The 10408-nt window shown below is 72.3% G+C and carries 11 protein-coding genes; 5 read left to right on the forward strand and 6 right to left on the reverse strand.

Features of this window, described 5'->3' with window-relative positions; genetic code table 11:
- Positions 1-33: 33 nt before the first annotated feature.
- On the reverse strand, positions 34-1383 hold the full coding sequence (locus QWJ13_RS30880) for a family 2 encapsulin nanocompartment cargo protein terpene cyclase (RefSeq protein WP_316528653.1): 1350 nt from the start codon (positions 1381-1383) through the stop codon (positions 34-36).
- A 475-nt stretch (positions 1384-1858) separates the two neighbouring features.
- On the opposite strand from QWJ13_RS30880, the gene QWJ13_RS30885 reads away from it, so the two are divergent.
- Positions 1859-2089, forward strand: a complete 231-nt coding sequence (locus QWJ13_RS30885; RefSeq protein WP_316528655.1) for a hypothetical protein — start codon at positions 1859-1861, stop codon at positions 2087-2089.
- Between the two features lie 125 nt (positions 2090-2214).
- On the forward strand, positions 2215-3534 hold the full coding sequence (locus QWJ13_RS30890) for a radical SAM protein (RefSeq protein WP_316528657.1): 1320 nt from the start codon (positions 2215-2217) through the stop codon (positions 3532-3534).
- 63 nt (positions 3535-3597) lie between these two features.
- On the opposite strand, the gene QWJ13_RS30895 is transcribed toward QWJ13_RS30890, so the two are convergent.
- Complete coding sequence (locus QWJ13_RS30895; RefSeq protein WP_316528658.1) at positions 3598-4404, reverse strand: thioesterase family protein; 807 nt, start codon at positions 4402-4404, stop codon at positions 3598-3600.
- A gap of 152 nt (positions 4405-4556) precedes the next feature.
- Positions 4557-5534 (reverse strand): sphingomyelin phosphodiesterase, encoded by a 978-nt coding sequence (gene sph, locus QWJ13_RS30900; protein ID WP_316528660.1) that lies wholly within the window; start codon positions 5532-5534, stop codon positions 4557-4559.
- A 257-nt stretch (positions 5535-5791) separates the two neighbouring features.
- Between sph and QWJ13_RS30905 the strand changes: the two genes are divergently transcribed.
- Complete coding sequence (locus QWJ13_RS30905) at positions 5792-6493, forward strand: hypothetical protein (RefSeq protein ID WP_316528661.1); 702 nt, start codon at positions 5792-5794, stop codon at positions 6491-6493.
- Here QWJ13_RS30905 and QWJ13_RS30910 read toward each other — a convergent pair.
- Positions 6475-6975, reverse strand: coding sequence for a hypothetical protein (locus QWJ13_RS30910; RefSeq protein WP_316528664.1), 501 nt, complete (start codon positions 6973-6975; stop codon positions 6475-6477). The two genes, QWJ13_RS30905 and QWJ13_RS30910, sit on opposite strands and share 19 nt — an antisense overlap.
- A gap of 190 nt (positions 6976-7165) precedes the next feature.
- Here QWJ13_RS30910 and QWJ13_RS30915 point away from each other — a divergent pair, with 190 nt between their 5' ends.
- Together QWJ13_RS30915 and QWJ13_RS30920 are read left to right on the forward strand one after the other, a co-directional pair.
- Positions 7166-7732 (forward strand): hypothetical protein, encoded by a 567-nt coding sequence (locus QWJ13_RS30915; RefSeq protein ID WP_316528666.1) that lies wholly within the window; start codon positions 7166-7168, stop codon positions 7730-7732.
- A 251-nt stretch (positions 7733-7983) separates the two neighbouring features.
- Positions 7984-9273 (forward strand): hypothetical protein, encoded by a 1290-nt coding sequence (locus tag QWJ13_RS30920; RefSeq protein ID WP_316528668.1) that lies wholly within the window; start codon positions 7984-7986, stop codon positions 9271-9273.
- A gap of 114 nt (positions 9274-9387) precedes the next feature.
- Here the strand turns inward: QWJ13_RS30920 and QWJ13_RS30925 are convergent, their stop codons facing one another.
- Both QWJ13_RS30925 and QWJ13_RS30930 read right to left on the reverse strand, forming a co-directional pair.
- On the reverse strand, positions 9388-9603 hold the full coding sequence (locus tag QWJ13_RS30925; RefSeq protein WP_316528669.1) for a hypothetical protein: 216 nt from the start codon (positions 9601-9603) through the stop codon (positions 9388-9390).
- A 55-nt stretch (positions 9604-9658) separates the two neighbouring features.
- Positions 9659-10354: a ribonuclease H family protein gene (locus QWJ13_RS30930; protein ID WP_316528670.1), complete on the reverse strand. Its 696-nt coding sequence runs from the start codon at positions 10352-10354 to the stop codon at positions 9659-9661.
- Positions 10355-10408: the final 54 nt, after the last annotated feature.

The following is a 10408-nucleotide window of genomic DNA, read 5'->3' on the forward strand; positions in this document are numbered from 1 at the left end:
TCGGTGACGGTGTGCCACCGGCCGGGGGCGGTGTCACCAGAAGTCGGGCAGGGTGTAGCGGTAGCTGTTGGTCTGGTGCCAGAAGTGGTTGCCGTCGACCCACGCGGCCACACCGCGCAGGAACCGTACGAGGGTGGGCACCGGGCAGGACACGGCCAGTGCCGCCGCCTCGGCCTCGAAGGCGCGCATCAGGTCGTTGTGGACCTCGACCGCCTTCAGGTAGCCGTCCTTGCGGGAGAGGCCCTCGCGCTCGGAGATCACCACCGGCAGGTTCAGGTGCAGTCCGGGGCTGGACAGCTCCTTCATGTACGAGTACAGGTCGTTGACGATGGTGGTCGCGTTGCCGGCCAGGGCGATCACCCGCTGCATGGCGGGCAGCGCGTGCAGCTCGGCGGGCAGCTCGTAGCCGCCGACGGTGTCCGTGATCGTCGGGCAGGGGCGGAAGTTGTTGAACTGGCGCATGGCCAGGTACTCCCACACCTCCGGGACGTGGTCGGCCTCGTCCCAGGCCGCCTCGGCCAGGTACCCCAGGTGCAGCCGCGCCATGTCGTGCCGGAAGCGGTCCGACTGGGCGGGCGTGGCGGCGCTGGTGAAGTACTCCATCGCGGAGTGGTAGGCGCGCCGGGGCGCGTCCTCGGAGAGCGAGGCCTCCCAGGACGGCTGGTACTCCGGCGTGGTGTGCAGCGGGTCGAGCGCGGTGTGCGCGAGCAGCAGGCGGCTGCCGAGGCCGACCGGCGAACCGCCGAGGTCCTCGCAGTAGCAGTCGTCCACCGCGTTCTCGGCCACCATCAGGCGGGCCGCGAGCATCAGGTGGTCGACGCTCGGCGCGTCCGGGTGGCAGGCCACCATGTAGCGCCCGGTGGAGAAGCCGTCGTAGTCCTTCTCCCACTCCGGCGGGTAGAGCTCGATCTCCTCCATCGCCCAGACCTTGAGCTTGGCGCTCAGTGCCTCCACCCGCACCGGGTCGGGCTCGGCGACCGGGTGGTAGTACAGGCCGGGGATCGGGTCGCCGGGCTTGGGCTTGCCGCCGCTCGGCGCCACGGTGGCCGGAGCCCCGAGCAGCGAGGCCACGGCGGACGCGGTCAGGGCGGACGGGGCGGGCAGGACGTGGCCGGACGGCACCCGGAACCCGGGAGTCACCGATACCTCGGGTACCGAGGCCTCCGGCGCCGAGACCTCGGGCACGACGGCCTCGGACACCGAGGCAGCGGGCGCCACGGTCTCCGCAGCCGAGACCGCGGGCTCCGGCACCTCGGGCGCCTCGGGCGCCGGGACGTCGGGCACCGCGGCCTCCGGTTCCGGGAGCTGCGGCCGGAACAGGAGCCCGGAGGTGCCCAGTCCGCTGGGCCCGCGCAGGATCCGGTCGATCGCCGGGGTGCTCATGGGCCCACCACCGGGGCGGGGACGGGCCCGGGTAGGGCGTCCGGTCTGGCACGCAGGGGCATGGAGCCTCCTCCAAGGGGATCGCACAATATGACGGGGAGTCAGTTCGCCCGCCACGCACGGGACTCCGATCACACAGGCCCCGTCTCGCTCGGTCCCCTACCGTAGGCGCGAAGGCGCGTTCCGCATCGCACCGGACGATCTTCCTCACCCGATAGGGTGAACGTTCGGGCAGGCGGCGTTTGGGCACGCTCCAGTCGTGCATCGCTCCGCCCAGCGCTCGGGCGCCCCTGGCACGCACCAGCCCGCCCGAGCCGCCCGCCGCCCGCGTCAACCCGGTGACATTCACCCGTGTCCCCACCCGGCAGCCGCGTTGCGCCACTCATGGCAGGGACTGTTCGAATGCGGAACGCATGACCGACGGCCACCTGCCACACGCCGATCGCACATCCGCACTTCCTGGAAGGAACGCGCAGTGGCAGCGATTTCGATGCCTGACTTCTACCTGCCGTGGCCCGCCCGCCTCGACCCCCACCTGGAGACGGCGCGGGCGCACAGCCTGCTCTGGGTCCGCGAGATGGACATGCTCGAACCCGTCTGGGACGAGGAGCGGTTCACCGCGATGGACTTCGCGCTCTTCGCCGCGTGGACCCACCCCGACACGTCGCCCGACGAGCTCTGCCTGATGAGCGACTGGCACATCTGAGGCCGGTACGCACCACGGACCGGTTGACCCACCCCCGGCCGGGCCCGGTGCACGGCCGGGTGCGTAAGGGGGACCAGAATGGGCGGGGCGCCGCGAGAGAGCGGGGCCAGGAAGGAAGACCGCGCATGGAGAGCCAGGCCCGCAGCCGCACCGCACTCGTCGAGGAACTCATGGAGCGCTATCCCGACGTGCCCCGGGAGGCGGTGATCAAGGAGGACCTGCTGCGCGGCGGCATGGCCTTCGACGAGTCCGCGCTCAGCGGCAGCGCCGACGGGAGCGGCGAGGTCAAGCCGAAGTCGTACTTCATCTTCTCCTTCGACCACCGCACCCTGCCCGAGCTGGGCGCCGCCGCGCTCAACCGGCCGCCGGAGGAGGTCGTGCTGACCGGCGGGCCGTACGGGCTGCGCCGCACGGTGGTGTCGGTGCGGGTGAACCCGGACTCGCCGTACCGGGTCGGCGCCGGGGAGGACGGGACGCTCGGGCTCTACCTGGACGGTGCGCGGATCGCCGACGTCGGCCTGCCGCCGATGCCGGACTACTACCGGCACACCCTGGCCAACGGGAAGTCGGTGATGGAGGTCGCCCCGACCATCCAGTGGGGTTACCTGATCTACCTCACGGTGTTCCGGGTCTGCCAGTACTTCGGCGCCAAGGAGGAGTGCCAGTACTGCGACATCAACCACAACTGGCGCCAGCACAAGGCCGCCGGCCGCCCGTACACCGGGGTCAAGCCGGTCGAGGAGGTGCTGGAGGCGCTGGCGCTGATCGACCGGTACGACACCGCCCGCGCCTCCCGGGCGTACACCCTGACCGGCGGCGCGATCACCTCGCACGTGGGCGGCCGGGACGAGGCCGACTTCTACGGGCAGTACGCCAAGGCCATCGAGGAGCGCTTCCCCGGCCGCTGGATCGGCAAGGTGGTCGCCCAGGCGCTGCCGCGCGAGGACGTCCAGCGCTTCCACGACTACGGCGTGCGGATCTACCACCCCAACTTCGAGGTGTGGGACAAGCGGCTGTTCGAGCTCTACTGCCCCGGCAAGGAGCGCTACGTCGGCCGGGACGAGTGGCACCGGCGGATCCTCGACTCCACCGAGGTGTTCGGGCCGGAGAACGTGATCCCCAACTTCGTCGCGGGCGTGGAGATGGCCGAGCCCTTCGGCTTCACCACGGTGGACGAGGCGATCGCCTCCACCGAGGAGGGCCTGCGCTTCTTCATGTCGCACGGCGTCGTCCCGCGCTTCACCACCTGGTGCCCCGAGCCGACCACGCCGCTCGGCAAGGCCAACCCGCAGGGCGCGCCGCTGGAGTACCACATCCGGCTGCTCCGGACCTACCGGGCGACGCTGGAGGAGTTCGGCCTCTCCTCGCCGCCCGGTTACGGCCCGGCCGGGCCGGGCAACGCGGTCTTCTCGGTGAGCTCCTTCATGGACTCGCTGCCCGGCTGAGGACCCCCGTCCGGTGGTGCGGCGACGACTGGTGCCGCACCACCGGAGGCCGTCGACCGCCGCTCAGTGGGCGGACGGCATCGGTCGGACGGTGAGGATCTGCTCGGCCCGGCCGACCGGGCCGTGGACGTCGTGCAGCACGGTGCTGGTGACGCCGTGCCCGGCCGGGCCGAAGCTGACGCTGGTGTCCAGGCCGGTCCAGCCGCCCTCGGGGCGGCGGTGGAAGTGGATCGTCAGATCGGTGTTGGGGAACATCCACCCGGTCGGGTCCTGCCGGACGGCGATGCCGTTGGCGGTGTCCACCAGCATCACGAAGGCGGCGTGCGGGCTGCTGGGCTCCCCCGCGACCAGCTCGGCCGGGCTGGAGATCCAGGCCGCGGCGCGGCCCGGGCCGCTCTCGCGGCGGCGGACGTCGATCGAGGCGATGAAGCCGCCGCCCCACAGCGAGGCCATCGGCCAGGGCTCGAACTCCTCGGGCGCGGGCAGCGGCCGGTCGTGGGTGCCGGCCACGGCGGCGGTGTCCAGTTCGGCGAGGAACCAGGCGCGGGCCCGCACCACGGCGCGACCGTTGATCACCACGGTGGCCTCGATCAGCTCGATGGTGCGCCCGGGGCGGACGGTCTCCACCGTGATCTCGAACTCGTCGAGGGCGATCAGGCCGAGTATGTCGAAGCTGATCCGGGCCAGCGCCAGGCCGTCGGCGGGGCGTGCGGCCCGGTAGCTGTCGATGGCGTGCACGATCAGGCCGCCGAGCGGGCTGAAGTGCTGCTCGTCGGGGTGCCAGGCGCCCTGCGCCTGGCCGGTGGGCTTGTAGCTGTGCTCGCCGGTGCGCTGGTAGTAGCTGTCGGGCGCGGCGGTGGGGGTGGTCACGTGCGCTTCTCCTCGGGCCGGATCGCTGGCTGCCTGGCGGGCGCCGCCGTGGTGCGACGGCGCCCGACCTCGGCGTTCAGGATCGTAAGGGGCCGAACCGCCCGTACGGTGTCACGGGTGACGCATCCCACACTCCCGGCGGCTGCGAACCGTCAGTGCGCGGCCAGCGGGTAGTGGTCGGAGAGGTCGGTGTAGGTGTAGCTCTTGCCCCAACTGCTCACCGTCCAGGGTGCGCTGTGCACCCGGAGCACCTGGTTGGTGTACTGCTGCGGCCGGGCGTGGTCGGCCCGGTAGAGCACGTAGTCCAGGTCCTCCTTGGGATCGCCCGGGTAGCGGTAGGCGGCGATGGAGTTGTCGGCGGTGTCGAAGGAGTACGGCCAGCCGGTGCGGGCGGAGGCCGGGGCCAGGTTGCCGTTGGTCAGCAGCGCCTGGTACTCGGAGCCGTGCGAGTCGATGTTGAGGTCGCCCGCGAGCAGGACCGGCTCGTCGGCCGGGATCTGCTTGGCGTCCAGGAAGGCGCGCATCGCGGTGAGCTGCTTGGCCCGGATGTCCGCCGCCTGGCCGCTCGCGCAGCCCGAGTCGGTGGACTGGAGATGGGTGCCGACCACGTGGGTGCGGCGGCCGTTGACGTCCAGCACCGCGTAGACGAAGCCCTTGTTGGAGAACCAGTCCGAGCCGCAGGCGTCCTTGTAGACGTACTGCTCCTTGCGCAGGATCGGCCACTTGCTGAGCAGGGTGACGCCGCCGTCCTCCGCGGTGGCGGAGCTGTAGCTGCCGGAGGTGGCGTCCCAGCCGCCGGTGGAGCGGCCGACCACCGGCGTGTGGTACGGGTAGGCGGCCGAGGCCTTGGCGATCAGCGCGTCGGAGGCCGAGTTGTCGAAGGCCTCCTCCAGCACGACCACGTCGTGGCCCTGGAAGAAGTCGGCCGAGGCTATCGCCTGCGCCCGGTACTGCTGGCCCCAGTTGGGGTAGAGGTTGGTACTCATCAGGAACGTGTTGTACGTCAGCACGTCGAGCGGCGGCGCGGTCACCGGGGCGGTCTCGGCCGAGGCCGGGACGGCGCCGAGCACGGCGAGGACGGTGGCGGCGGCGCCGGTCGCGAGGGCGCGGCGGACGGACGACAGGGGCATCTGGGCTCCGTGGGGCGTGACGTGGACCCGTCGGGTCGAGGGATGTTGTGTATCCAACTCGGCCGCCGGCACCGCCCGCGGGACAGCGGGCGAGCATTCGGTGAACTCGTCGGTAACAACCTGGTCGAGGATATGACAAACAGTCATCTGCCGCGCACGGGGCCTGTGGTCGAGCCGGCGGCACCCCCTCCCTACCGCCCGTCAGGGGTTGCGGTCACACTGTCGCAGGCACCACGAAGACGACGGACGGGGGAAGCATGGCCCGCAAGAAGAAGCCGAAGAGACCGCTCGCCCAAGGGGCGATCCCGCCACCGAAGCCGGTGCGCCGACGGTCCCCCCGGGACCTGACGCCGCGGACGGTCCGCCGCACGGCGTGGCTGGTCGGGCTGCCCGCGCCGCTGCTGATGCTCGGACCGGTCCTGCTCGCGAGCAATCCGGACTACCAGGTGCCGTGCATGATCACCGCCGTCCTGGTGCTCATGGCGGGCGTCATCGGGATCGGCTTCGTCCGGACCCGCGGCTGGGTGATCGCCTCGGCCGTGCTGGTCGGCGTGCTGCTGATGGTCGTCCCGACGTCCGCCCTTCAGGCGCAGCTGATCTCCCACCGCGGGGTGCGCACCGAGGTGGAGATCACCGCCGCCCACAGCTCCAAGGGCAAGAACGGCGTACTGAGTTGGAGCTGCGATATCCGCCGGGTCGACGGGCAGCCGCTGCGCCACGCCCGGTACGCCGGCTACGGCTGCTCCAGCAGGGCCTCCGTCGGCAACACCGCCGAGGTGCTGGTCGACCCGCAGGGCTGGGCCCCGCCCGCCTCGGCGTACGACGACTTCTCGCTCAGCGGGGCCGGGCTGTACGTGTCGGGGGCGCTGCCCGCCCTGTGGGGCCTCCTCACCCTTGCCGCGGCCCGGCTCACGCTGCGGGAGGCGGGCGCGTGGGGCCGTCAGGGGCGCGGCAGGTAGCGCACCAGGACGTCGGCGCGGGTGCCGTCCGGGGCGCCGTACAGCACGGTGTCGCCGAGCGCGTCCACGGCGGGCGCGGTGGCCGGGGCGACGGCCTCGGCGACCCGCTCGATCCGGCCGGTCCCCAGCTCGCGCCGGAAGACGTCCGGGGTGCCGTTGGTGTCGCCGGGCACCGCTGCGGCGTCGTCCGCGGCGAAGTAGACCCAGCGGTCGTCCGCCGTCATCGCGGCCGGCTGGGCGCCGGCGGCGGCCACCTCGGCGACCGCGCCGGTGCGCAGGTCGCGGGCGTAGAGCGCGACCCGGCTACCGCCCTGGTCCGGCTGGAACACCCGGAACAGCGCGTACCGCCCGTCCGGGCTCAGCCGCGCCTGACGCGCCGTGTCGCGCGGGGCGCCGCTCGGGTCGATGCTCGCGCCCTCGGTCCGGCCGGTACGGACGTCGGCGTCAACCCGCCGGGCCCGACATGGGCACGATTTCGCCAACTCCCCTCCACATCAGGCAGGTTGTCACCCGGGACGGGCGTGTACGTCCGCGGGGAGGAGGAGCCGTACCGGGCGCTGTTCCCGCCACTGACGGCCGACGTGCCGACGTACTACCTGCGGTGACGAGACCTCCGCACCGCCCCTGTCCGGGCCGGGCCGGGCCGGGCCGCCCGGGCATAGGGTGCGCGGCGTGAACGACATGATCTTCCGGCAGCGGGACCTGATCCGCCCGAGCGCCTACGCGGCGCTGGCCCTCGTCCCCACGGCCGCGCTCGGCTTCGGGTTCCTGGAGCTCACCGCCCTCGGCACCGTGCTGCTGGGCACGTTGAGCCTGGTGCTCCTCGCCCCGGCCCTCGTCAAGGGCCTGCGCTCCTACAGCCGGGTCGGCGCCGACGGGATCACCATCGGGTGGGGCTTCGGACCCGGCCGCACCCACTCCTGGCAGCAGATCCGTTGGGTCGGCGTGCAGGGGTACGGGGCCGGCGGCCAGTCCACGTACGTGGTCCAGGTCCACCTCGCCGACGGGCGGCGTCGCTCCCTGCCGGGCCTCCACACCGGCCCGTACCACCAGGCGACCGACTTCGTGGCGAACGCCCACCGGGTCAGCGACTACTTTGAGGCGAGCACGGACCCGGCCCGCCGCGTCGAGCCGCAGGGACGCTCCGAGGACTGGGTGACGCCCCTGCTGATCGGGATCCCCCTCGGGCTCGCCCTCCTCGCCGCCGGCTGCGCGATCATCACGACCCAGCACCGGTAGCCCACGAACGGGCGGTTCGCCGCGATGCGGCCGCCGTTCTGCGGGTGGCTCTGAATCGGAATCATCCGGTGCCCGAATCGTTAAAGCCCAGGCCAAATATTCGTGCGACGCGCCATCGATAATGTGATCACATGTGCAGGCACTGTGGCGTCGGGCGTCACAGGGGAGGGAACGGTCCGCGCCACCCAGCGGGCCCGATCAACAGGAGTCGCGCCATCAACACCGCCATCCGCAAGGCCGCCCGTGGGGCGATGCCCGTCGCGGTCACCGCGTCCGTGCTCGCCACCGGCCTCGCCGCCTGCGGCACCGTCGAGCAGCTCTCCGCCGCGCAGAAGGTGTCCAAGGCCTTCGACAAGGTCGGTGACGGCAAGTCGGCCGGCTTCACCTTCTCCATCGCCGCCACCCCCGAGCAGATCGTCTCCTTCGCCAACGCCGGCGGGGCCAAGAGCGGCCGCGGCCTGGTCGGCGGCGCCCGGCACGGTGGCGGGGAGATGGACGAGCAGACCGCCAAGTCGCTCTCCGGCCTCTCCTTCTCCGTCGCGGTCTCCGCCGACAAGCCGCTCAAGGAGGTCGAGGCCTTCAAGAAGGCCGGCGCGGGCGACAAGAACACCGACGTGACGCTCGACAAGTCGCTGCGCCTGTCCTGCGTGCTCGCCGACCACAAGGGCACCACGCTCATGGAGTACCGCCAGGTCGAGGCCCAGGGGTATCTGCACGTCGACGCCAAGGGCCTGCTGAAGCTGGTCGGCGAAGACCCGTCCACGGTGGACGACATGCGCGAGGGCCTGACCGAGGACATGAAGCCGGTCGGGGACGTGCTGGCCGGCAAGTGGGTCGCCTTCGATCTCCAGGCGCTCGCGGACAAGGCGAAGGAGTCCGACGGCAAGAAGGGCGCCCCGAGCGCCCCGCCCACCGTCGACCCGGAGTTCGGCGGCCAGCTGCTCAACTCGGTCAAGGACGTGCTCGGCCGCACCGTCACGTACGAGGACAAGGGCAAGAAGGACGGCGCCGAGCACCTCTGGGTGAGCGCCCCGGCCCGGCAGCTGGTGGACGAGATGTACAAGGCCGTCAAGCCGCTGGCCGCCAAGTTCCCCAAGCAGCTCGGAACGTTCCCGGACGAGGCCCCGAGCGACGTGCCGGACCGCAAGATCGGCCTCGACCTCTACCTGAAGAACGGCACCTTCTCCTCCGCCACCTTCGACCTCGCCCAGCTGGCCGACAAGGTCGAGCCGGGCGTCGAGTTCCCGGTGAAGTTCGCGTTCAACCAGGCGGCCCCGAACGTCCAGGCCCCGGCCGACGCGGTCAAGCTGACCGAGGACCAGCTGATGGGCGCGGTGCTCGGCCTGGCCGGCGCCGGCGCCGGGGACGACTTCGGCGCCGAGGACGACCTGCCGCCCGCCGCGCCGCTGACCGACGCCCAGCTCAAGGAGCTCGCCGACCTCGGCGTCAACGAGGTGATCGCGCGCGCCTACAACGAGGCCGGCCTGAGCTTCGAGGACATCAAGCGCATCACCCAGAAGCCCTCCCCCGCCCACGCCTGACCCGTGACGCACGACCGGCCGACCGCGCGGACGCGGTCGGCCGGTCGTGCGTTTCCCGTCGTGCGTTTCCCGTCACGCGTTTGCGGTCACGCGTTTGCGGTCACGCGTTTGCGGTCAGCCGCCCGGCGGCCCGGCCGAGCCGGGGGCGAGCAGCTCGACCCGGCCCTCCCTGAGGTGCCCGCGGTGGCCGTCGCCGTACTCCAGTCGCAGGCTGTGGTCCGCCGGGGCCTCCACCACGACGGCGCTCTCGACCGTCGCGTAGGAGGACTCGCGGTAGACCCACACCCGGTCCCCGACATGGAACTCCGCCGTCTCCGAGACGATCACCACGCCCACCTCCCTTCGGTCCGCCCATCCACCTGTACGGCGCGCGGCGCCGGCGTGCTCAGGCGTGGGCGGCGACGCACTCCGGGTGGCCCCAGGAGGCGCCGACCTTGGTGATCTTGTCGCCCTTGGCGTACGGGCGGCTGCACGGGCAGGTGCCGGGGAAGCGGGCGTTCAGGGTGCGGGAGGTGCCGGCGCGCTTGGTGGTGCCGCCGGTGGCGGCGGCGGGCCGGGGGCTGCGCGCCTTGGGGGCCTTCGAGGCGGCCGCCGGGTCGGGGACCGGCAGGTCGGCGGCGGTGCCGGAGGCGTCCTGCTGGGTGCGGGCGGCGTCGCTGGCGGCCTTGTCGGCGATGGCGTTCAGCGGGTCGCCGTCCACCTGGTGGGCCGGCACGTAGACGAAGGTGACGTCCCGGCCCTCCAGCAGGGCGTCGATCGCCTGGATCAGCTCCTGGTTGGCCACCGGCTTGCCGGCCGCCGTCTTCCAGCCGTTGCGCTTCCAGCCCTTCAGCCACTTCGTCACCGAGTCGCGGGTGTAGGTGCTGTCCAGTCGCACCTCCAGCGGCACCGCCGGGTCCGTCGAGGCCAGCAGCCGGCGCAGCGCCGTCAGCTCGCCCACATTGTTGGTGCTGTGCCCGAGGGCGCCGGCCTCCCAGCGCTGGGGCACCCCGGCGGCGTCCGCGACCACGTAGGCCCAGCCCGCCGGACCGGGGTTGCCCTTGGCTGCTCCGTCACACGCTGCAATGACTCGTTCGACCATGCCCCGATCATGCCTGGTCCCGGGGCCCGGAGCCAAGGCCGCCCGGTGGGGGCC

It is taken from the genome of Kitasatospora brasiliensis (genome assembly GCF_032654805.1).
Lineage (GTDB): Bacteria > Actinomycetota > Actinomycetes > Streptomycetales > Streptomycetaceae > Kitasatospora > Kitasatospora brasiliensis.

Coding starts and splice junctions, on each gene's coding strand:
- QWJ13_RS30880 (WP_316528653.1), bottom strand. CDS start 1,383: ATGAGCACCCCGGCGATCGACCGGATCCTGCGCGGGCCCAGCGGACTG.
- QWJ13_RS30890 (WP_316528657.1), top strand. CDS start 2,215: ATGGAGAGCCAGGCCCGCAGCCGCACCGCACTCGTCGAGGAACTCATG.
- sph (WP_316528660.1), bottom strand. CDS start 5,534: ATGCCCCTGTCGTCCGTCCGCCGCGCCCTCGCGACCGGCGCCGCCGCC.
- QWJ13_RS30905 (WP_316528661.1), top strand. CDS start 5,792: ATGGCCCGCAAGAAGAAGCCGAAGAGACCGCTCGCCCAAGGGGCGATC.
- QWJ13_RS30920 (WP_316528668.1), top strand. CDS start 7,984: ATGCCCGTCGCGGTCACCGCGTCCGTGCTCGCCACCGGCCTCGCCGCC.
- QWJ13_RS30930 (WP_316528670.1), bottom strand. CDS start 10,354: ATGGTCGAACGAGTCATTGCAGCGTGTGACGGAGCAGCCAAGGGCAAC.